This is a genomic window from Streptomyces sp. Y2F8-2, assembly GCF_014905555.1.
GTDB lineage: Bacteria > Actinomycetota > Actinomycetes > Streptomycetales > Streptomycetaceae > Streptomyces > Streptomyces cynarae.
On the sequence record NZ_BNGS01000001.1, the window covers coordinates 436,038 to 457,002 of the forward strand.

Annotated in this window: 20 protein-coding genes, 1 tRNA gene and 1 pseudogene; 9 read left to right on the forward strand and 13 right to left on the reverse strand. The window is 71.4% G+C overall.

Annotation, left to right across the window (positions count from 1 at the left end):
• Nucleotides 1-26 precede the first annotated feature (26 nt).
• On the forward strand, nt 27-1,067 hold the full coding sequence (locus tag SY2F82_RS01990) for a peptidoglycan-binding protein (RefSeq protein WP_236041048.1): 1,041 nt from the start codon (nt 27-29) through the stop codon (nt 1,065-1,067).
• A 61-nt stretch (nt 1,068-1,128) separates the two neighbouring features.
• On the opposite strand, the gene SY2F82_RS01995 is transcribed toward SY2F82_RS01990, so the two are convergent.
• Nucleotides 1,129-1,788, reverse strand: a complete 660-nt coding sequence (locus tag SY2F82_RS01995; protein WP_200417161.1) for an HAD-IA family hydrolase — start codon at nt 1,786-1,788, stop codon at nt 1,129-1,131.
• A 199-nt stretch (nt 1,789-1,987) separates the two neighbouring features.
• Nucleotides 1,988-2,569: a TMEM165/GDT1 family protein gene (locus SY2F82_RS02000; protein ID WP_200417162.1), complete on the reverse strand. Its 582-nt coding sequence runs from the start codon at nt 2,567-2,569 to the stop codon at nt 1,988-1,990.
• 409 nt (nt 2,570-2,978) lie between these two features.
• Between SY2F82_RS02000 and SY2F82_RS02005 the strand changes: the two genes are divergently transcribed.
• The 3 genes from SY2F82_RS02005 (at nt 2,979) to SY2F82_RS02015 (ending at nt 5,344) form a co-directional block, all read left to right on the forward strand.
• Complete coding sequence (locus tag SY2F82_RS02005) at nt 2,979-3,623, forward strand: HNH endonuclease family protein (RefSeq protein WP_200417163.1); 645 nt, start codon at nt 2,979-2,981, stop codon at nt 3,621-3,623.
• 336 nt (nt 3,624-3,959) lie between these two features.
• Nucleotides 3,960-4,412, forward strand: a complete 453-nt coding sequence (locus SY2F82_RS02010; protein WP_200417164.1) for a DoxX family protein — start codon at nt 3,960-3,962, stop codon at nt 4,410-4,412.
• A gap of 335 nt (nt 4,413-4,747) precedes the next feature.
• A complete protein-coding gene (locus SY2F82_RS02015) occupies nt 4,748-5,344 on the forward strand; it encodes a DedA family protein (protein ID WP_374707112.1) in 597 nt (198 codons plus the stop codon).
• On the opposite strand, the gene SY2F82_RS02020 is transcribed toward SY2F82_RS02015, so the two are convergent.
• The 3 genes from SY2F82_RS02020 to SY2F82_RS02030 form a co-directional block, all read right to left on the reverse strand.
• Entirely contained in the window at nt 5,316-5,567 is a 252-nt protein-coding gene (locus SY2F82_RS02020; RefSeq protein ID WP_200417166.1) for a DUF2277 domain-containing protein, read from the reverse strand. The two genes, SY2F82_RS02015 and SY2F82_RS02020, sit on opposite strands and share 29 nt — an antisense overlap.
• Nucleotides 5,568-5,625: 58 nt before the next feature.
• Nucleotides 5,626-6,213: a hydrolase gene (locus SY2F82_RS02025; RefSeq protein ID WP_200417167.1), complete on the reverse strand. Its 588-nt coding sequence runs from the start codon at nt 6,211-6,213 to the stop codon at nt 5,626-5,628.
• 114 nt (nt 6,214-6,327) lie between these two features.
• The gene (locus SY2F82_RS02030) at nt 6,328-6,777 is read right to left on the reverse strand and encodes a MarR family transcriptional regulator (protein ID WP_200417168.1); all 450 of its coding nucleotides are present in this window, start codon (nt 6,775-6,777) and stop codon (nt 6,328-6,330) included.
• A gap of 175 nt (nt 6,778-6,952) precedes the next feature.
• Here SY2F82_RS02030 and SY2F82_RS02035 point away from each other — a divergent pair, with 175 nt between their 5' ends.
• Nucleotides 6,953-7,303, forward strand: a complete 351-nt coding sequence (locus tag SY2F82_RS02035; RefSeq protein WP_200417169.1) for a hypothetical protein — start codon at nt 6,953-6,955, stop codon at nt 7,301-7,303.
• Nucleotides 7,304-7,456: 153 nt separating this feature from the next.
• On the opposite strand, the gene SY2F82_RS02040 is transcribed toward SY2F82_RS02035, so the two are convergent.
• Nucleotides 7,457-7,966, reverse strand: a complete 510-nt coding sequence (locus tag SY2F82_RS02040) for a hypothetical protein (RefSeq protein ID WP_200417170.1) — start codon at nt 7,964-7,966, stop codon at nt 7,457-7,459.
• Between the two features lie 147 nt (nt 7,967-8,113).
• On the opposite strand from SY2F82_RS02040, the gene SY2F82_RS02045 reads away from it, so the two are divergent.
• Nucleotides 8,114-8,602 (forward strand): DUF4396 domain-containing protein, encoded by a 489-nt coding sequence (locus SY2F82_RS02045; RefSeq protein ID WP_200417171.1) that lies wholly within the window; start codon nt 8,114-8,116, stop codon nt 8,600-8,602.
• Between the two features lie 74 nt (nt 8,603-8,676).
• On the opposite strand, the gene SY2F82_RS02050 is transcribed toward SY2F82_RS02045, so the two are convergent.
• A tRNA-Val gene (locus SY2F82_RS02050) sits at nt 8,677-8,748 on the reverse strand.
• A gap of 176 nt (nt 8,749-8,924) precedes the next feature.
• On the opposite strand from SY2F82_RS02050, the gene SY2F82_RS02055 reads away from it, so the two are divergent.
• Together SY2F82_RS02055 and SY2F82_RS02060 are read left to right on the forward strand one after the other, a co-directional pair.
• On the forward strand, nt 8,925-9,701 hold the full coding sequence (locus SY2F82_RS02055; protein WP_200417172.1) for a DUF4097 family beta strand repeat-containing protein: 777 nt from the start codon (nt 8,925-8,927) through the stop codon (nt 9,699-9,701).
• Nucleotides 9,702-9,867: 166 nt separating this feature from the next.
• Nucleotides 9,868-11,217 carry a hypothetical protein gene (locus tag SY2F82_RS02060; protein ID WP_200417173.1) on the forward strand — a complete coding sequence of 450 codons (1,350 nt, stop codon included), beginning with the start codon at nt 9,868-9,870 and terminating at the stop codon, nt 11,215-11,217.
• Nucleotides 11,218-11,245: 28 nt separating this feature from the next.
• Here the strand turns inward: SY2F82_RS02060 and SY2F82_RS02065 are convergent, their stop codons facing one another.
• The 3 genes from SY2F82_RS02065 to SY2F82_RS02075 form a co-directional block, all read right to left on the reverse strand.
• Complete coding sequence (locus SY2F82_RS02065; RefSeq protein ID WP_236041049.1) at nt 11,246-12,397, reverse strand: amidase domain-containing protein; 1,152 nt, start codon at nt 12,395-12,397, stop codon at nt 11,246-11,248.
• A 126-nt stretch (nt 12,398-12,523) separates the two neighbouring features.
• A complete protein-coding gene (locus tag SY2F82_RS02070; protein ID WP_200417175.1) occupies nt 12,524-13,822 on the reverse strand; it encodes a hypothetical protein in 1,299 nt (432 codons plus the stop codon).
• A 55-nt stretch (nt 13,823-13,877) separates the two neighbouring features.
• Nucleotides 13,878-16,070: a transglycosylase domain-containing protein gene (locus tag SY2F82_RS02075; RefSeq protein WP_200417771.1), complete on the reverse strand. Its 2,193-nt coding sequence runs from the start codon at nt 16,068-16,070 to the stop codon at nt 13,878-13,880.
• Between the two features lie 559 nt (nt 16,071-16,629).
• Here SY2F82_RS02075 and SY2F82_RS02080 point away from each other — a divergent pair.
• A pseudogene (locus SY2F82_RS02080) lies at nt 16,630-16,855 on the forward strand (zinc ribbon domain-containing protein).
• Nucleotides 16,856-16,955: 100 nt separating this feature from the next.
• On the opposite strand, the gene SY2F82_RS02085 reads toward SY2F82_RS02080, so the two are convergent.
• From SY2F82_RS02085 to SY2F82_RS02095, 3 genes are all read right to left on the reverse strand, one after another.
• Nucleotides 16,956-17,615, reverse strand: coding sequence for an O-methyltransferase (locus SY2F82_RS02085; RefSeq protein ID WP_200417176.1), 660 nt, complete (start codon nt 17,613-17,615; stop codon nt 16,956-16,958).
• Between the two features lie 88 nt (nt 17,616-17,703).
• A complete protein-coding gene (locus SY2F82_RS02090; protein WP_200417177.1) occupies nt 17,704-18,516 on the reverse strand; it encodes an HAD family hydrolase in 813 nt (270 codons plus the stop codon).
• Nucleotides 18,513-20,957, reverse strand: a complete 2,445-nt coding sequence (locus SY2F82_RS02095) for a phosphoribosyltransferase (RefSeq protein WP_200417178.1) — start codon at nt 20,955-20,957, stop codon at nt 18,513-18,515. The genes SY2F82_RS02090 and SY2F82_RS02095 overlap by 4 nt, the downstream gene beginning before the upstream one ends.
• Between the last annotated feature and the right edge of the window lie 8 nt (nt 20,958-20,965).

Here is a 20,965-nt window from a genome sequence, read left to right on the forward strand (position 1 = left end):
GGATTCGGCGGGGAGGGGACCCACGCGTGAACGGACCGAACGGACAGGCCTGTCCGCAGTGCGCGGCACCGCGACGAGGGGACGGCACACCGTCGTGCGGATGCACCCGGCGGGCGGCCGAGGCACTCCAGGAGGCGCGCACGGCGGAGGCGGCAGCGGCGGAGGACTTCGACCCGCTGCGCATCAGGCCGTATGTGGAGCTGGGGGACGAGACGGTACGGCTGGGCGCGGTACCGGAGGAGCCGGGCGCGACGGTACGACCGGGCGCGGTACCGGAGGAGCCGGACGCGACGGTACGACCGGGCGCGGTACCGGAGGAGCCGGACGCGACGGTACGACCGGGCGCCGTATCGGACGAGCCGGACGCGACGGTGCGGTCGGCTGCCGTACCGGAGGTGACGACGGCTCTCCCGGCCGTGCCCCACGTGGAGGACCGGGCCGCCGTGCCCGCGGACGCCGAGCTGCGGCCCCGGCGCCTGCGGCGCGCTGTCCTGCTGGCCACCGGGGGTGCGATGGTCGCGGTCGTGGCGGCGGCAGGTTACGCGAGCGGGCTGTTCTCCTACGACCCTCCGAAGCGGGACGGTGCGCTGCCGCAGGAGATACGGGCGAGCGTGCCGGAGGCGTCGTCGCCGGCCGGTACGTCGGCGCCGGCCGCAACGGTGTCCGCGGCGGCGCCCCCGCCGAGCAGGAAGCCCTCGCCGAGTACGAGCCCGTCGCCGTCGCCGTCACCGTCGAGCCCGTCCCCCACGCCGTCCACGTCGCCGACCCCGAGCGGCACACCGACGACCGCACCGCCCACCGCGACGGCGTCCCCGGGCACGCACGCCCAGCCCCAGCGCAGCGCCTCCGTCCTCCGCCCCGGCGACGAGGGCCCGGAGGTCAGGGAACTGCAGCTCCGCCTGCGTCAACTGGGCCTGTACCTGGGCCCCGCGAACGGCACCTACGACGCCCAGGTGGAGAGCGCGGTCCGCAACTACCAGCTCAGCCGGGGCATCACACAGGACGAGCCGGGGGTGTACGGCGCGGCAACGAGAGCAAGGCTGGAATCGGAAACGACGCGGCCGTAGTCCACGGCTTCCGCCGCGAGGCCGGGCCCCGTCGTCGCAACTCCCGTGCGCGAGCGGACCGTCAGGCGAGGTGGAGCCGTATCGTGCCGTCCCCGGCGGTGTCCACCCGCACCCCGGTCAGGTCCGGCACCAGCGCGTCCGGTCCGTGCAGCCCCGCGCGGGGGCCGACCCCCACCACCCGCATCCCCGCGGCGCGTCCCGCCGCGATGCCCGCGCCCGAGTCCTCGAAGACCACGCAGTCCTCCGGGGCCACGCCCAGTTCCGCGGCGCCTTTCAGGAAGCCCTCGGGGTCGGGCTTGCTCGCACCGACCGACTCGGCGGTGATCCGTACCGGCGGCAGTTCCAGACCCGCCGCCGCCATCCTCGCGGTCGACAGGGCCACGTCGGCCGAGGTCACGAGCGCGTGCGGCAGCTCCCGCAGCGAGTCCAGGAACTCCCGGGCCCCGGGGATCGCCACGACCCCGTCCATGTCCGACGTCTCCTCGGCGAGCATGCGGGCATTGTCCGCCAGGTTCTGCTCGACGGGCCGGTCGGGCAGCAGCAGCGCCATCGAGGCGTGACCCTGCCGCCCGTGCACCACCTTCATCACCTCGTCGCCGTTCAGACCTTGCCGGTCGGCCCAGCGGCGCCAGATCCGCTCCACGACGGCGTCGGAGTTGACGAGGGTGCCGTCCATGTCCAGCAGGAGGGCGCGGGCGGTGAGCACGGTGGTGGCCGTCATCGGCAGCTCCAAGACACGGCGGAGGGGCCGCGCGTGCGGGCCCCGCAGGGACAAGGCGGCCCCGCCCGCCGGTCAGGGGTAACGGGCGGGAGCCACTTTGTTCCTACACGGTACAAAACCCGGCGGGATCCCGCCACCGCTCCCACGAAGACGTCACCAGCCGTTCGCCGCCCGGCCACCCCCGCCGGGCCCGTCGGCGTCACCGGGCCACGGCCTCGTACAGGCTCCACGCCCCGAGCGCCAGCATCACCAGCGCCGCGATCTTCGTGATCAGTCCCAGCGGCACCCGCTTCATCAGCGCCTTGCCGCCCACGATGCCGAGTCCCGCGACCGCCCACAGCCCGAGCACCGCGCCGAGACCCACGGACAGCGGGTCGTCGTAACGGGCCGCGAGGTTCGCCGTCATGATCTGGGTCAGGTCGCCGAACTCCGCGACCAGGATGAGCATGAAGCCCGTTCCGGCCACCTTCCAGAAGGACTGGTCCTCCGGCTTGCGGATCTCCTCCTCCCCGTCCCCCTTCTTCAGCAGCAGCATCGCCGCGCCGCCCAGGAAGAGCACACCCGTCAGCGCGTGCACGAGCCGCTGCGGCAGCAGGGTCAGCGCGCTGCCCGCCGCGACGGCGAGCACGACGTGCAGCGTGAAGGCGGCGGCGACGCCCGCGAAGACGTAGGAGGCGCGGTACCGAGTGCCGAGGACGAGTCCGGCGAGGGCCGTCTTGTCCGGCAGTTCGGCCAGGAAGATGACACCGAAGACGAGCGCCAGGACGGTGATGCTGATCAAGGTTCCTCAATCGGTCGGGGCCGCCCCACCGAGAGTGCTGTGAACGCTTCGACACCTCGGCACGGCAGCACACGGATCGCCCGCTGCCGTACGGCACGGGCGTGCACTGCTTGCCGAAGGTCTCGCTGGCCGACCCCTGATCGAGGTCCGCCTCCGGGCGCCGGCTCAGCGGAGCTGAGCAGTGTGTCGACGGTCCGGCGAAGAGCTACTCCCCTTCTGCGCCGCCCATCGTACGGGACGGGACAACCCACACCAAAGGGCGCCGGTCACACCGCCGGCTCCGCCGCACCCCTTGTCGTGTCATGTCCGCGTCATTAGCTTCTTACCAAACACACACCTGGAGGCAACACTCCCCCGCGAGCATTCCCTCGCTCGCACCTCAACACCCCCACACGACAAGGAAGTTGGCATGCCCAAGGTCTACGCGCGTCGACGCGTCAGCATACTCGCCGCTCTTACCGGCCTCATAGCCTGCGTCGGCCTCTTCAACGGTCCGACCGCCTCCGCCGCCCTCCCCACCCCGGTCAGCGCCGCCACCGCCCGCAGCTACCTCGCCTCGCTCACGGTGGCCACCGAGAACCGCACCGGCTACAGCCGCGACCTCTTCCCGACCTGGATCACCATCAGCGGCACCTGCAACACCCGCGAGTACATCCTCAAGCGCGACGGCTCCAACGTCGTCACCGACTCCTCCTGCGCCGCCACCAGCGGCAGCTGGTACTCCCCGTACGACGGCGCGACCTGGTACGCCGCCTCCGACGTCGACATCGACCACCTGGTCCCGCTCGCCGAGGCCTGGGACTCCGGCGCGAGCAAGTGGACGACGTCCCAGCGCCAGGCCTTCGCCAACGACATCACCCGTCCGCAGCTCCTCGCCGTCACCGACAACGTCAACCAGGCAAAAGGCGACCAGGACCCGGCCACCTGGGTTCCGTCCCGGTCGTCGTACGTCTGCACCTACGTCCGCGCCTGGGTGCAGGTGAAGTACTACTACGACCTCTCCGTCGACTCCGCCGAGAAGAGCGCGCTGCAGAACTACCTCGCGAGTTGCTGAGCCGCCCCGCGGGCCCCGAGCCCGGCGGGCCCGCCGACGCGCCGGGGACGCGGAACCACCGCCCCGCCCCCGGCCGCGCCGCGCGGGCGACCCGCGGTTCGGCGAGCGGCTCGGCGAGCGGTTCCGCGAGCGGTTCGACCTGATCTGTCGTCAGAACCCTTCAGCTGCCTGCTCGTTGAGGAACGCAATCGCGACAGGATGCGAAACGGATCAGCCATCGACCGGATGTTGAACTTGCAAGTATTGATTAGGCCTGCCTAACCTGTGGGCTCACTCGGTTTCCGTCCCCCAGACCGGTCCGTTCGCGGACCGGACAAGACCGAAGGAGCCCCCCACATGACCGCACGCCTCAACCGGGCGCAGCCCTACGCCCTCGGACTGTTCCGCATCGTCGTCGGCCTGCTCTTCGCCTGCCACGGCGCCGCCTCACTGTTCGGCGTCCTCGGCGGCGCTGCGGGCACCGACGGCGGCACCGTCCCGACCGGGACCTGGCCCTTCTGGTACGCCGCGGTGATCCAGCTGGTCGCCGGCGCCCTGATCCTGGTCGGCCTCGGCACCCGGGGTGCCGCGTTCATAGCGTCCGGCTCGATGGCGTACGCGTACTTCGACGTGCACCAGTCCCACGCCCTGTGGCCGATCCAGAACGGCGGCGAGCTGCCGGTGCTGTTCTGCTGGGCCTTCCTCCTGCTGGTCTTCACCGGCTCCGGGGCGCTCGGCCTGGACCGCCTGTTCGCCTCCCGGTCGGCGGCCGGCGAGAAGGAGCGGGCTTCGGAGCCCGTCGCGGCCTGACCGAGTTCCGTACGGACGGCGGCGCCCGCTTGCGGGCGCCGCCGGCGTGTCCGGCGTGTCCGGCCTGTCCGGCCTGTCCGGCCTGTCCGGCCTGTCCGGCCTGTCCGGCGTGCCGACCTGCCCGGCCTGTCCGGCGTGCCGACCTGCCCGGCCTGCACCGCGACCGCTTCGGGTGTCGTCCAACGGGTGCGGGCGACCGCCTCACCAGCCCCCTGAGCACCGCCAGTCACACCGGCCGCGTACGCTGTACGGCTGTCGAAGGCCGCCGGCTGCCGCTCCCCCGCCACATCGCGGCACGTGGTCGCCGTTGGGGAGTCGTACGGGGAGTTCCGGTGATGGAGAGCGTGGGGTCGCTGGCCGGTGGCCCCTGGATCTACCCCGTGGTGGCCGTGTCGGTCCTGCTGGACGTCTTCCTGCCGCTGCTGCCGAGCGGCGTGCTGGTGATCACGGCGGCCACGGCGGCGGCCGCCGGTTCCGCCGTCGCGCGGACACCGGACATCGTCGGGCTCACGCTGTGCGCGGCCACGGCATCGGTCCTCGGCGACCTGGTGGCGTACGGCGTGGCCTGGCGCGGCGGTGAGCGTCTGGACCGCGCCATCGCCCGCTCCCGCCGCCTGCGGCACGCACAGGAACGCCTCGGTGCGGCACTCGCGCGCGGCGGCGGTGCGCTGGTGATCGTCGCCCGGTTCGCGCCCGCGGGACGCTCACTCGTCTCGCTCGGCGCGGGCGCCGCCCACCGCCGCGCCCGCGAGTTCCTGCCCTGGTCGGCGCTGGCGGGCATCGCCTGGGCCGTCTACAGCGTGGCCCTCGGCTACCTGGGCGCCCAGTGGCTGGGCGCGAGCTGGCTGGCGACCGGTGTCTCGGTGGCGGCCCTGTTCGCGGCGGGTGCGGGCGCGACCCACCTCATGCGCGGCCCGGCGCCGTCGAAGTAGCCTGCCGGGGCTGCCCGCCACGCACCTCCAGGCCGGCGAGCAGTTCCGCGGTCGCCTCGGCGACCGCGTCCACCGCGTGCTCGAACACCTCGCGGTTGTGGGCGGCCGGGGCGCGGAACCCGGAGACCTTGCGCACGAACTGGAGCGCGGCGGCGCGGATCTCCTCCTCCGTGGCCTCTTCGGGCAGGGCGGGCGGGCGGAGCGTCTTGATGCTGCGGCACATGACTCCAGTGTGGCCTGCCCGCCCCGCTGGGCGAGAAGGGTTTCCGCTTCCGCCGGCGTCAGACCGCGTGCGTCTTGGCCAGCAGCTCCAGGACCTCGGCCGTCGTGCCGGACTCGCCCAGGCGCGGGAAGATCCGCTCGAGGCTGTTCCGGTGCGCCTCCGGGGAGGCGTCGGCCATGGCGTCGGTGGCCAGCGTGACGTGGTAGCCGTGCTCGTACGCGGCCCGTGCGGTGGACTCCACGCCGATGCTGGTGGCGATGCCGGTCAGCACGATCTGGGTGACGCCGCGGCGGCGCAGCTGGACGTCGAGGTCGGTGCCGTGGAAGGCGCCCCAGTTGTGCTTGGTGACGTGGACGTCGCCGGGGTGGCCGGCGAGTTCGTCGACGACGAGGTCCCAGCCCTCGGAGAAGGCGCGGGCGCCGCGCTGCTGGTCGGTGCGTCCGGGGACGGCGTCGGAGCCGTCGGCGGCGAAGGAGACCCGGACCAGGACCACCGGCAGGTTCCGGGCCCGGAACGCGTCCGCGAGCTCGACGGTGCGGGCGACCACCTCGGAGCCGGTGTGGGGCTGGGTGGGCATCCCCACGATGCCGTTCTGGAGGTCGATCACGACGAGGGCGGTGCGCGGGTCGAGCGTGGTGAGAGCCATGGTCAGGCCTTTCGCGTGGTGGGGGTGGAAGCGGGCAGGGAGCGGTCGGGCGGGGCCGGCGGCACGGGCAGGACGGATCCCGCCGATCCCGCCGTCATGAACGGAGTTCCGGCATCACGGCTGGGTCAGCCGTTCCAGGAGGGAGAGCGCGGCGAGGACGGTCTGCCGCTCCTCCTCGCTGTAGCGGTCCTGCAGGGCGCGGGCGAGCCACTCCTGCCGGGCCTGCCGGTCGCCCTCGACGCGCTCCCGGCCGGCCTCGGTGAGGGTGACCAACTGGCGGCGGCCGTCGTCGGGGTCGGGGCTGCGCCGGATCAGGCCGTGCTGTTCGAGGACGGCGAGGGTGGCGGCCATCGACTGCGGCCTCACACCCTCGGCGGACGCCAGGGTGCTGGCAGTGGCGGCACCGCCCTTGCCGACCAGGGTGAGCGCGGACACCTGGGAGGGTGTCAGGTCGTCGTCCCCGGCCACCTCGCGTATACGTCGCCGCAGTCGGCTGACGACCACCCGCAGATCACGCGCCGCACGGGCGGCGGACTCGGAGACGCCTTCCGGGTTGTGGTCCATGGGCTCACGCTAGATCCGCCAGGCAAAGCTGTCCAGTTCGAACTGAACAGGTTTACCTGAAGATTGGCTGAGGCCACATCCCCGGCCGGCCCGTGATCAACGAGACGGACGTCCGTTCGAGTGAACCGAGGGAAGAGGGTCGCCCCCGAAAATCGAACAGGCGTAGCATTGGCCTGTGGCTGCGAGCTATGAGTTTCCGAGTGACCTCCTGGCCGGCCAGGAGGAGTTGCATCAGGTCCGGGCAGAGCTCCTGGCCCTGCTGAAGCGGCTGCCGTGGTCGGTGGAACCGCTGGACGGATTCAGCGACGACGCCGGCTGGCGCAAGGTGGAGCGCCCCGCCTCCCCGGGTTGGACCCAGGACGAACAGGCGGAGGTGGAAAAGCTCCGCCGGCGCGAGCGGGAACTCGCGGTGTTCGTCTCCTGCCACCGCTTCTGGGACGAGGTGGCGACCGAGGACAGGATGGACGCACGGACGCGCCTGAAGCACGTGCACGAGGACGAGAGGAACGAGCAGAAGGAGAACTGAACGCGAAGACCCCGGCGGAAGCGGCCGGGGTCTTCGGGTTTCGCGTGACGGGGAGCCGCGGGCGGCGCTGTGCGGCCGGCCGCCCATCAACCACCTCAACGGCCCGGTGCGCCGACCGGATCCGACTTCACGACACCCGCACCTGGCGCGGTGTCATCGATAGTCCTCCGGGTGGCCCTGCATCCAAGCATTGATCTTGTCGCGCGTGCCGGTGAGCAGGCTCTGGTGCTTCTTGAGGTTCTCGAAGGACCTGTCGTCGCCGAGTTCGGCCCGCAGTTTCGCGATCCACCCGAGGGGTTCCCGGAAGTGTTCAGGCCCCTGAGGGTCGGCTTTCATCGCCTCGTCGAGACTGCCGAGCTCATCGAGCACGCGCCCCAGGAAGTACTCGCAGTTCCCCGGGGTCGTGCACCCGTCGTTGTAGGTGGCCTGAAGCCGGGCGAACACATCGCGGACCTTCTCCGCACTCGGTGCCGGTTCCGCCGTGCTCGGGGCGGACGGCTCCTGGGTCGTGGGGACCGACGCCGCCCGGCGGACAGCACGGGCGGGCGACTCCTCGTCGGCGGACGTCCTACCCGGGCCGCTGGAACAGGAGAGCAACAATGACGCCAGGACCACGACGAGCGTGGAGCCGCCGAAAGCCTGCCGTGCGCGCGTGCTGATCATGCCGCGTACGACTCCTCGGCGGGCTCCCTGGTTGTGCCGCCTGCCGGAAGTGCGCTGCGATTGCCAGTTCGGACCGGGTTTGGAATACCCCCGGGGGGTATATCGTTCGGTGGAGCAAAGACCCGAGCGTGCGAGGGGAAACGAGCGATGGACCACAGCGCACATGAGCACGTGCACGAGCATCACGATCACCATGCACCCGGCACCCCCTGGCGCACGGCCGCACAAGCCACGCTGCACTGCCTGACCGGCTGCGCCATCGGCGAAGTCCTCGGCATGGTCATCGGCACCGCCGCCGGCCTGCACAACGCGGCCACCGTCGTCATCTCGACAGCGCTGGCCTTCGTCTTCGGCTACGCGCTCACCATGCGCGGCGTGCTGCGCGCCGGGCTGCCGCTCCGGCAGGCGCTCAAGGTCGCGCTGGCCGCAGACACCGTGTCCATCGCCGTGATGGAACTCATCGACAACACCGTCATGGTGGGCGTCCCCGGGGCCATGGACGCCGGTCTCGGCCAGATCCTCTTCTGGGCTTCGCTCGGCCTTTCCCTGGCCCTGGCCTTCGTACTGACCACCCCGGTCAACCGGTGGATGATCGGCCGCGGCAAGGGCCACGCGGTCGTCCACGCCTACCACTGACCCCGCGCCCGACACGGAAGAGCCCCGGAAGCGGCCTGCACAGGCACTTCCGGGACTCTGCCGCGATCATCCGGTGGGCGCGGACGGTTTCGAACCGCCGACATCCTGCTTGTAAGGCAGGCGCTCTACCGCTGAGCTACGCACCCGAGACGAGTCGACAGCCTACATTGCCGTAGGGGATGCCTCGCAAACCCGTAACCGGGGGGATATCCCCACCCCCGATCCGGGAGCACGCCGGATGCTGCCGAGAGCCGTGGCTCCGTACCGTCGAAGCACTTCGGCGTTGAGGGCATCCGGCCCTCCGGCTCTCAGGGGGAACATCATGGCTCGTACGACGGTGCTCGCGCAGCGCACCCGGGTGGTCGCCGTGGCGGGGAGCGCCGCCGTGCTCATCGGCACCGTCGCCGCCTGCGGGAACGACGCCCGCGACGACCCGCACCCGGACCACGCGGCCTTCGCGCTGCACGGCCGTACGCTCACCGTCGACTCCGACGACTCGGCGTTGGAGATCGTCTCGGCCGATGTGGACAAGGTGCAGGTCACCCGTTGGTTCCGCGGGACGGTCGTGGTGGGTGGGGATCCGCGCGTGACGTGGGCCATGAAGGGCGACCGGCTCGTGCTGCGGCTGAAGTGCTCGGGGATCGTCGCGGACTGTTCCGCCCGGCATCGGATAGAGGTGCCGCGCGGGGTCGCCGTCACGGTGGAGGACGGTGACGGGAGCGTGCGGGCGGAGGGCTTCGCCACGGCGCTGGACATCCGGACGCGGGACGGGTCGGTGCGGGTGAGCGATTCCACGGGACCGCTGGCGCTCGCCAGCGACGACGGGTCGGTGCGCGCGACGGGCGTGCGGTCGCGGCGTGTGCGGGCGACCACGAACGACGGGTCGGTGAGCCTGGAGTTCCGTGACGTGCCCGACCGGGTGGAGTCGAGCAGCCACGACGGGTCGGTCGCCATCGCGCTGCCGCACAGCACGTACCGTGTGTCGACGCACTCCGCCGACGGCTCCGTCCATGTGTCCGTCCCGACGGAGTCGAAGAGCTCCCACCTGATCGACGCCCGGACCCGTGACGGGTCGGTCAGCGTACGGGCGGCGGGCTGAGCCGGCCGTCACCGGCACGGTGCGTCGCCGACCGGCCGTCGCGGGTACCGCCGCGAACCGACCGCCATGAGTCCGGCCGCACCTCGAACCGACCGGCCCGTGTGTTCGTCCTCTACCGGTGGGAGAATGACACCGGGCAGGGTGGATCACGGTACGGGAGAGGGATGTGACGGCGACACCACGGCAGGAGTCCGACCGCGTCGCTCGGCCCGTCCCCGGAGTCCTCCTCCTCCCTCTCCTCGTCACCCTCGTCCTCCCCGCCGCCTTCGCCTCGGGCGGTACCCGGCGGTGGTTCGGGGGGCGGGGCGAGGCTCAGCGGGCCGAGGCGCAGGGGGCCAAGGACGCGGCCGCCGAAGCGTTCTACGAGTTGGACACCGCTCAGCGGGATGTGCGGATCTCCGTCGAGACGATCACCGCTGTGGACGACTCCCCGGCCGCTCGCCGTGCCCTCGCCGACTTCGAGGCGCTCGGGCGGCGGATCGACGAGGTCAGTCACCGGTACATCCAGGCCGTGGACGCGCATGATCTCGACCGGGTGGATCTGGAGGCCTCCGCCGCTTCCCGGGCCCGGGCGGATCTCACCGCCGCCAAGGACGAGCTGGTCCGGGTCAAGCAGGAGCTGGATCGATTCGCCCAGGGTCTCGGGCCGCTGCTCGGCAAGGCCGAGACCCAACTGGCTCGTCTGGCCCCGGCCGTGGAGCGCGCCCGGCAGACGCTGCTCGCCGCCAGCAATGCCCTGGACGGGGTACGGGGTTCCGGGCTGAAGGCCGACGACCTGGCCGCCCGGCTGGCCGCCCTCGGCCCGGAGCTGACCAAGCTGAACCAGGGCGCGGGGCAACACGGGGTGCAGCAGACGCTGGAGCGTGCCGAGCGGGTCACGCGGGAGGCGGCGGCGGTTCGGGCCGAGGCCGAGCGGCTGCCGGAGAAGGCGGCCGAGATCGACCGCCGGTTGGTGTCGTTGCGCACCCGGGCAGAGGCGCTGACCACGCGGGCCGGGCAGGTCGAGCCCGTGCTGAGCGAGCTGCGGCGCAGGTTCACGGCGGCCTGCTGGCAGGATCTCCAGCATGTGCCGGAGCAGGCCGTGGAGAACGTACGGCAGGCGGAGCTCAAACTGCGGCAGGCGCAGGGCGCGCGTGATGCACAGCGCTGGGCGGACGCCACCTCGCTGCTGTCGACCGTGCGGGCGCTGCTGAACACCACCGACGAGGCCGTGTCGGCCGCCGGGGAGCGCCTGCGGCGGCTCAACGCCGTGCAGAAGGATCCGGAACAGGAGATCGAGCGCACCCGGTTCGCGATCCGGGACGCGCAGCGGCTGGCGATGGCGGGGCGTACGACGCCCGATCCGCGGCACGCCCGCCCGCTGGACGACTCGGTGGCGCGGTTGGAGCGCGCGATCGCCACACTGGAGGGCCGCCACCCGGACTACTGGCACTTCCTGACGGAGACCGAGGCGGTGCGGCAGGCGGTCGCCCAGGTCGTGACGCGGATCCGGGAGGAGCGGGGAGCCGGCCACTGATCCGGCCCCCGCCCCGGAGGACCACCGGTCAGGTGCGGTAGGCGTAGTAGTACGCGTTCGGGTAGGAGGCGATGAGGCTCGCCACCGACCTGCGGAGGGTGTTGTTGGAGTGGTACGTCACGTACGGGACGCCGCCGCTCTTGTAGGTGACGATCATCGTGTGGTCCTTGGACCCGTCCCGGTCGAAGTCCATCTGGAGCACGTCGCCGACTTCGAGCTGGTAGACGTTGGCGAGCGGCTTGGTCCGCTTGGAGTTCTGGGCGAACCAGGACCACTCGTTGACGCCGACGAACGAGTCCGACTGGATGTCGGCGTTGCCGAACCACTTCGTGTAGTCGTACACGTAGCCGGGAACGTGCTTCCAGCCGCCCGCCTTCAGGGACTGGCTGACGAAGTTGGTGCAGTCGCCGCCCGCGCCGTGCCCGTTGTAGTCCGGGTAGTCCTTGTTGTAGACCTTCCAGTACTTCTCGGCGTAGGCCGCCATGGCCTTGTAGTTGTAGGCGGTGCCGGTCTTCGGGACGGCGACCGGGTTGCGGGTCGTGGCCGCGCGCGGGGCGTTCGGCATGCCGCCGTCGTCCGCGGTGGTGGGCGCCTTGACGGACGGCTTGGACAGCGTGTTCACCGCCATGCCCGCGTCGGTGTCGCGGATGCCGGTCAGCTGCCAGGTGCCCTGCCGGTCGGCCTGGAACGTCAGCTGGTGGTGGGCCTGGAAGCCGGTGGTCTGCGGGCCGTTGCCGGCCTTCTCGTACGTCAGGGTGGTGGTTTCGGTGACGTCGACCGTGGCGTGCCGGCCCTTCACCCGTGTCCGGTCCAGCGAGACCGTGGTGTCGGCCTTGCTGTACTTCTCGCCCAGCGCGGCGAGGCGGGACTTGCGGCCGCGCAGCGTGGACAGGGCGGAGTCCTCCTGGTGCGACAGCGTGGACGACAGGCGTACGTCGCCGGAGAAGCGGGACGCCAGGGGCGTGCCCCGTCCGCTGTCGCTCTTGTCGACCAGGGCGTCCGTACGGTCGGTGAAGACCGCGTCCGCCAGCCGCTGGAAGGTGGCCCTGGTCCCCGGGTCCACCGTGGGTTCCGCGACGCTCGCCGCGTTCGCGCCCCAGTTGGGCAGCAGTGCGGCGCCGGCGACGACCGATGCGGCGGCCGCGGTGACTATGGTCGCGCGGCGCCGCTTACGGCTCAATCTTCTTGATTTCAATGATGTTCCCCTCTAACACCGGTACTCCGATACCGGGGGCCGCATCTTCGCACGCCGTGTGTGGCTTGTGTGAAGGGGGTGCCCCAAGAGGCTTGGCGGAACGCCCGGTTGTCACTTCACGACGGCCGACCAGTCCGGCGACTGCCCCGGGTCGAGGGCGCGGAGCCGCTCGAGGGTGGCGGGCTTCTGCACGTCCAGCCAGTCGGTCAGCTCCTTGAACGACACGCATTTGACGCCGTTCTTCGTGCAGACGTTCTTGACGACCTGGTCGATGGCCTTCATGTAGATGTCGCCGTTCCAGTCCTCGAAGTGGTTTCCGATGAACAGGGGCGCCCGGCTGCCGTAGTAGACGCGGTTGAAGCCGGCCATGTAGGAGTCGACGGTCTGCCGCTCCCACTGGGCGTACTTCGCGGGGTCGCCTTTGGTCTCGCCCTTGGACTGGTTGTAGAGGAAGTTGAAGTCCATTGACAGGCCCTGGTACTTGCCGCCCTCGTAGGGGAGCATCTGCAGCGGGAAGTCCCATATGCCGTTCTTCTTCGCCGGCCATATCTGGAAGTCGCCCGGGGAGCTGGCGTCGTAGCGCCAGCCGTAGCTCTTGATGGCCTTCAGCAGGTTCGGCTGGCCCTCCAGGCAGGGTGCGCGGCCGCCGGTGACCTCCCTCTGGAAGTCGAAGGGCAGCGGCGGGATGTTCTTGGAGCCGGTGTTGGTCTTCCAGTTCTCCACGAAGGAGTAGAACTGGTCGATCTCGCTCTTCCACTCCTCCACGCTCCAGTCGCCGCCGCCCTTGGCGCCGCAGAAGTGGCCGTTGAAGTGGGTGCCGATCTCGTTGCCCTGTTCGTACGCCAGGCGCAGTTGCTGCACGGTGTCGCGGATGTGCTCGTCGGAGGCGTAGTCGATCGCCGCGGAGCCCACCGGGTGCTGCGGCGGGTGGTAGAGGTCCTTCTTGCTCTTGGGCAGCAGGTAGATGCCGGTGAGGAAGAAGGTCATGTGGGCGTTGTACTGCTCGGCCATCTCCCGGTAGTGGGAGAAGAGGTGGTCGTCGCCCTCCAGTGCGCCGTCCCAGGAGAAGACGACGAACTGGGGTGGTTTCTCACCGGGCTTGAGCGGTTTTGGCTTCAACTGGTCTTTCTGCGGCCCGGTGTACGAGGTGGAGCCGTCACCGATGATCTGCGTCTTGCCGTCCCACTTGGGTGGCTGGGTGGGCCGGGGAGTGAATCCTCTGCCGATGCTCTTGCCGGCGTCCGCCGTAGCGGTCGCCGCGGTGCTGTCCGGCCGGGACACCGCCAGGAAGGTCACCGTCACCGACGCGACGGCGAGGAGCGCGGCCAGCGTCATGAAGCTCGGGCGGCTCTTCCACTGGTCGATGCGGGACGAGCGAGGGCGGCGGCGCCGGCCGTTTCTCGTGGTCATGGGCGGCTCGTTCTCCGAGGAGGAAGGTGGGGGGTTGCATGCTCGGCCGGTGGCGTCAGCCGAGCGGACTCATGGCCGCGGACCAGATGCCGTAGGGGGCGCCGTCGTTCGGCGTGCCGGCGACTCCCTTCAACGGCAGTGGTTCGAGGCTCTTGGACAGGTCCATGCGGTAGGCGACCACCGCGGTGGACACGGACCGGGCCGTGCCCACGTACCAAGAGGCCGTGTCGTCCTGGGTGGTTCCGGCCTTCCCGGCGACCTGCGCGGAGGCGTCCGCCGCGTCCGGGTGGGCGGCGCGGAAGGAATCCGTGAGCGCCTCGGTGACCTCCCCGGCCACCTGGGCACTCACCGCGCGGCGGGGCTTCGGCGCGTTCAGGGACACCGTGGCGCCGTTGCGGGTGACGCGCCGCACCGAGTACGGCTCGGTGTGCGTGCCGCCCGCGGCGAACGTGGTGTATCCGCTCGCCATCCGGATGGCGCTCGGCGTGGAGTTGCCCAGGGACAGCGCGGGCACCTGTGGTCCCATGCTGTCGGGCAGCAGCCCGGCCGCCTCCGCCGTTTCGCGCACCTTGTCGAGGCCGGTGTCCATGCCGAGTTGCATGAACGGCGTGTTCACCGACCGGGCGAGGGCCTGGCGCAGGGTGATGTGCCCGTACGACTTGTTTCCGTCGTTGTGGGCGGAGACCTTCTTGCCGCTGCGGTCCCAGTACGGCCCCTCGGGGGTGGTGACGGGGATGTTGTCACGGCCGTCGTAGACCGACTCCGGGGTGACCGGGGTCGCGGGGCCGCCGCGCGTCGTGTGGACACCGTGTTCGAGGCCGGCGGCGTAGACGAACGGCAGGAAGGCCGAACCGGCCGGGACGGTGGCCGCGTTGGACTCGTTGTACCCCTGGGTGCGGTGGTCGGGGCCGCCGTAGACGGCCAGGATCCGGCCGTCGGTACTCACCGAGGCGGCGCCGAAGTGGGCGGTCGGCGCGGTGTCCGGGTGGTCCTTCCGCGCCTGCTTGCGGGCCTTGTTGACGGCGTCGGTGAGCGCGCTCTCCCGTTTGCGGTCGAAGGTGGTGTAGATCTGGTAGCCGCCCAGGTCGAACTGCTGGTCGGAGATGTGCGCGGCCTTCTTGGCGTAACTCGACGCCAGCTCCACCAGGTAGTCGCTCTGCTGACCGGTGTCGTAGAGCGGGTTCTGCTTCAGCGGCTCGGGGAAGGTCGTGTACTTGGCCCGCTCGGCCTTCGACAGCTTGCCGATCTTGACCATGCGGTCGAGGATCCACTTCCACCGTTCGACGGCCCGGTGGTGGTTGGCCTTGCCGAGGGTGGGGTCGTAGAGGCCGGCGCCCTTGAGCAGGGAGGCGAGGAAGGCGGCCTGGCTCGCGTCGAGCTGGCTCACCTCCTTGCCGTAATAGGCCTGGGAGGCGCGCTGGATGCCGTAGGTGCCGCGGCCGAACCAGCTGGTGTTGAGATATCCCTCGAGGATTTTGTCCTTGGGCATCCTGTCGTCGAGCTTGAGGGCGATCACCGCCTCGGTGAATTTGCGGCTGATGGTCTGGTTCTGCGTCAGATAGACGTTCTTCACATACTGCTGGGTGATGGTGGAACCGCCTTCGGTGTCACCCTCGCCGACCGTCTTCCACAGGGCGCGGGTGATGCCTTTGGCGGATATGCCGGGGTCGGAGTAGAAGCTCTCGTTCTCCGCCGCCAGCACCGCCCAGCGGACCTGCTCGGGTATGTCCTTCAGCGGCATGGCCTGACGCTGCACCCAGCCGGTGCGGGCCATGGGCGTGCCGTCGGACCAGAAGTAGACGTTGTCCTGCTGGGTGGCGTACGAGTTGAGGTTGTCCGGTATGTCGGTGACGGCGTACGCGACGACCAGGAACACGCTGCTCAGGCCGAAAGAGGTGAGCACGGCGCCGAGCCACTGCCGCCATGAGGGCATCCAGCGGCGCCAGCCGACGCGGCCGGGCCGCGGATAGACGGGCCTGAGTTTGCGGGCGTACGGCGCGAGCCGCCGGGCGTACGGGGTCAACCGCTGGGCGTACGGGGTCAGTTTGCGGACGTACGGCGTCAGGTACGAGGTGACACGAGTGAGGACGGAGGGGCGTGCGGCCTTGCGCCGCGCGCTGCGAGACGTGGGCGCCTCCGGCGGGCGGGGCATCCGCAGTTGCATGGTCTCGTCCGGCGCCTCGGGCCTGACGGCCTTCAACTGCATGGTCTCGTCCGGAGCCGGGTGCGCCACGGCCTTCAACTGCATGGTCTCGTCCGGCGCGAGGGGCCTGACGGCCTTCAACTGCGCGGTCCGGTCCGGCGCCGCGGGTTCGGCGGCCCTCAACTGCGTTGCGCCATCGGCGTCGGAAGGCGCCCCGGCTTTCAACTGCAGGGTGACGTCCGGGTCGAAGGGCGCCTGCGACGGGTCGTCGGCCCCGGTGCGGCGGTCCGTACGAGGGTCCGGACGGCCGCCGTCCTGGCTAGCCACGGCACGCCCCGGTGTGCGGACGGCCCTGGGACGGCCTGTCACCTGTTCGATGCCATGCCTCGGTCACGACTGCGTCTCCCTCCGCACTCGGAATTGCACGCGCGGGTTGATGCAGCGGCCGGACATGCGGCAGCGAGCCCCCCTCCCCGACCTTGCGGCTCATCGCGGCTTCCTTAAATTAGCAGCGACCTTTGTGATGTCCTCGATCAGGTACCGGCCGGTACATGGTCACGGAGAGAATATTAAGGAGATCTCGAGGAGATCGTGCGGCATTCACAAAGCGGTGCGGGCGCCGGAAGTCCTGTGATCGCCGGTGAGCGCCCGTTAATCTGTGCACATGCCACGCTATGAGTACCGCTGCCGTACCTGCGGCGACACGTTCGAACTGAGCCGTCCCATGGCGGAGTCCTCCGCCCCCGCGAACTGCCCGCAGGGCCACGACGACACGGTGAAGCTGCTGTCCACCGTGGCGGTGGGCGGCACGGCCTCCGCCCCGGCGCCGGCACCGAGGGCGGGTGGTGGCTCGGGGGGGCGGCTGCTGCGGCGGTGGTTGCTGCGGCTGAAGGGCCGTCAGGGGCGGCTGCAGCGGGCTGAGATGCCGTCAGCGGCGGCTGCCCCGGGCCGAGGCGCCGTCAGCGGCAGCTACAGCGGGCTGAGATGCCGTCAGCGGCGGCGGGCCAGGGTCAGGCCGTCCGCGATCGACACCATCACGCTGTCCACCCGCTCGTCCGCCTTCACATGGGCGTTGAAGTCCCTGATCGCCCCGGCGAGCCCGGTGGCGTCCGGGTCCGTCACGCCGCCGTGGAAGAAGACGTTGTCGACCACCAGCAGGCCGCCGGGGCGCATCCTGGGCACCAGTTCGTCCCAGTAGGCGGCGTAGTTGTCCTTGTCCGCGTCGATGAACGCCATGTCGATGTGCGGCTCGGACGGCAGCCCCCGCAGGGTCTGAAGCGCGGGGGCGATCCGCAGCTCGATCCGGTCGGCCACGCCCGCCTTCTCCCACGCCTCCCGCGCGTGCCGCGTCCACTCCTCGGAGACGTCGCAGGTCAGCAGCGTCCCACCGGGCGGCAGCGCCTGCGCCATGGACAGCGCCGACAGCCCGGTGAAGGTCCCGACCTCGACGATCCGGCGCGCCCCGGTCAGCCGCACCAGGAAGGTCAGGAGCGGCCCCTGCTCCTCGGCGACCTGCTTGCCGGCCACCAGCGGAAGCTGCGTGTGCGTGACCTCGACGAGCATCCGCTGCACCGGGTCGAGCGGCGGGTTGTGGCCGAGCATGTACCCGTACAGCTCGTCCGTCAGCGGCGTCCCGTTCCCCTTGGCCACCCGGCCCTCCTCTGGCTCGGCCCCCGCGACGCCGGGGGTTCCCGCCTCCCCTCCACCGTAGCCTCGAAGGTCCCCGTGCCGGGACCGGTCACGCCTCCTTGGTCGCCTTCAGGAACTCCCGCAGGATCCGCTCCCCGGCCACCACGCCCCGCTCCGGCAACGCGCCGATCCCGGGGGCCGTCCAGCCGGTGTCGGCCAGTTCGCCGTGGCCCGGGCGCCAGCCGCGGTCCGCGGCGAGCAGCAGGTCGGCGTCGAGCAGCGAGTCCCCGGCGGCCAGCGTGAGCGTGGCGCCGGTGCGGCGGGCGACCTCGCGCACGGCCGCGCTCTTGGTGAGCGGCTTGGGGACCGCGTAGATCTTGCGGCCCTGCAGCGACACCGTCCAGCCACGGTTCTCCGCCCAGACGGCCAGTTCCTTCACCCACTCCTCGGGCAGCAGCTCCCGCTCGACGACGAGGTAGGCGAACAGGTCCTCCGCGATCCGGTGCTTGCGCACCCAGGCCGGGTCGGCGGTGGCCGCCAGGTGCTCGCGCACCTCGGCCAGCGGCGCGCATTCGTCCGCCAGCCGGGCCAGCACCGCGGCGTGCCAGTCGTGGTCCGTGACGCCGTCGACGAGCAGATGGCCGCCGTTCGCGCAGATCGCGTACGCCGGGGTGGGGCCCGGCAGGTTGATGCGCTGGTACTGCTTGCGGGTGCGGGTGGTGGTCGGTACGAACACCGCCCGGTCGCCGAGGTCGGTGAGCAGCCCGGCCGCGGTCTCGGTCATGTACGACAGCGGCCTGCTCTCGTGGACCTCCACGCACAGCAGCCGGGGCGCCCGCGCGTCCGGCATGGTCAGTGCGAGCGCCGCGGAGGAGTAGATCAGGGTGCGGTCGAGGTCGCTGGCGACCAGTACGGGGCTCATCCGGCCACCGCCTTGCCGTCGGCGCCCGTCGCACCCCGCGTGTACCGGGGGTGGATCAGCCCCACGCAGGTGTACGGCAGCCCGTCGACCTCCTCCACCGGCACGCCCCGCTGGGCGGCCAGCAGGCGCACATGGTCGAGGTCGGCGCCGGCCCCGGCGCGGGCCAGGATCTTCCACGGCACCCTGCGCAGCAGCACGCGCGTGGTCTCGCCGACGCCCGGCTTGACCAGGTTCACGTCGTGGATGCCGTACTCCTCGCTGATGCGCTCCACGGCCGCCCAGCCCTCCCAGGTCGGCGTGCGGTCACCGGCCAGCAGTTCCTTGGCCTGGAGATCGACCGCCTCCTCGACCTCGGTGAAGCGGGCCGAGACGGCGTCGAGGAAGGCCACCGAGACATCGGCCCCCGCCAGCTCGCGGTAGAACTTGGCGCCGTGGTAGTCGTGCGGGCCGATCAGGTCGGCGCGCAGCACCGTGCGCGAGATCAGGCCGGAGACCGTGGAGTTGAGGCAGGCGGACGGGATGAGGAAGTCCTCCCGGGTGCCGTACGTCCGCACGCACGAGCCCGGGTCGGCGAGCACCGCGATCTCCGGGTCGAAGCCGGTGATGCCGTCGGACGCCTCGAACTCCCTGATCGCCTCGGCGAGTTCCCGAGTGATGGCGCCCTTTCCGGTCCAGCCGTCGACGAAGACGACGTCGCTCGGGTCGTGGCGGTCGGCGAGGTAGCGCAGCGCGTTGGCGTCGATGCCGCGGCCGCGCACGATGGACACCGCGTAGTGCGGCAGGTCCAGGCCGTGCCGGTGCCGGGCCCAGCGGCGCATGAGGACCCCGACGGGGGTGCCGGCGCGGGCCAGGGAGACCAGGACGGGGCGCGGCGACCGTTCGGCGAGGACCGTCTCGGTGACCACGCCGACGGCCTGCGCCAGGCGGGCGGCCGAGGCCTCGAGGGCCGCGTGGAACAGCTCCTGGTACTGCTCGCTCGGCTGGTACTCCACCGGCAGCGACTCCGCGTAGTGCGCGCCGCCGCTCTGGATGGCCTCCTCGCGCTCCTCGGTCGGCGCCTCCAGGGTGACGTCCGAGAGGTCCTGGAGCAGCCAGCCGACCTCGTCGGGCGCGTACGAGGAGAAGGCGGGGCCGCGGAGGGGCTCGGGCAGCATGGCGGAACTTTCTGACGAGGCGGCGACGGGCGGGGGCGGCGCGGGGACGTAGGCGGGGACCACCGCGAGCAGGACGTGCGGGGTGTGCGCGGCGAGCCGGTCCAGGAGCCCGCCGGGGGCGTGCAGTCGGGGGGTGTCGGCCACCGAGTCCACGACCGCGACGACGGCGTCGAAGCCGGCGCCCGCCACGTTGTAGGCGTAGCGCTCGCCGGGGCCGTCGGCCGGGTCGTCGTGCGCGGGGAACACGATGCGGGTGCGTATCGCGTAGCCGGGGTCGTCGACCGCGAGGACGGGCGAACGGGTGGTGGTGGAGTAGCGGATCTCGGCGGGCACCGTCTCCTCCAGCTCGCGGGCGAGCCTGAGCGGCGCGTACATCAGCTCCTCGAAGCCGAGTACGAGGACACGGCGGGCGCCCGCGGGCAGTGCCCGGGCGAGCCGCGCCGCCATCGCGGGCAGTGCGCGCTCGAGGCGGGAGCGGTGCTCGGGGGTGAAACCGTGCCGTCCGCCGTCGGGCAGCCCGTGGGGCCAGCCGAGGTCGACGCGGGTGATCGTCCCGTGGGCCTCTTCGTGGCGCACGGGCGTCTCGTGCCGGGCGACCAGCTCCTGCCCCTTCTCCAGGACGCCCTCGGGCAGCTTCACCGTGCCCGAGGCCGCGGCCACCAGGTCCACGCGGGCGCCGATCTGCTGGGCGAAGTCCTCGAGCCGGCCCAGATCGGCGGGCGAGCGCAGGTCGACCAGGGCGACGACGACGTACCGCTCGCGCGGGTACCGCTCGTGCAGGTCGCGGATCGTGTTCATGACGGTGTTGCCGGTGGAGAACTCGTCGTCGACCAGGACGAGCGGGCCGTCGCCCGCCAGCAGCGCCGGGTCTTGCGGGAGCAGCAGGTGCGAGGTGGCGTGGGAGTGGGACTCCTCGAAACCGCCGGCGCGGGCGACGCCCTCGACGGGGCGGCGGGTGGAGTGCAGGTAGGGCACCGGGCCGAGGCCGTCCGCGACGGAGTGACCGAGTCCGGTGGCCGTCTCCGCGTACCCGAGGACGACCGCGTGGTCCGCGTCCTCCTCCCCCAGCAGGTCCCGCACCCGCCGGCCGAGCGCCACCCCGTGGCCGTGGACGACGGACGGGAGTTGCGGGACGTGCTTGCCCAGCACGTTGGAGACGAGCAGGTGCGCCCGCTTGGGGTTGCGGCGCAGCGCGAGCCCCAGCAGCTGCGTCAACCGCTCGTCGCCGACGAGTTCGACCCCGAGCCGCTCGGCGACCCAGGTCCCGGACCAGACCACGTTCTTCATCGATTCCT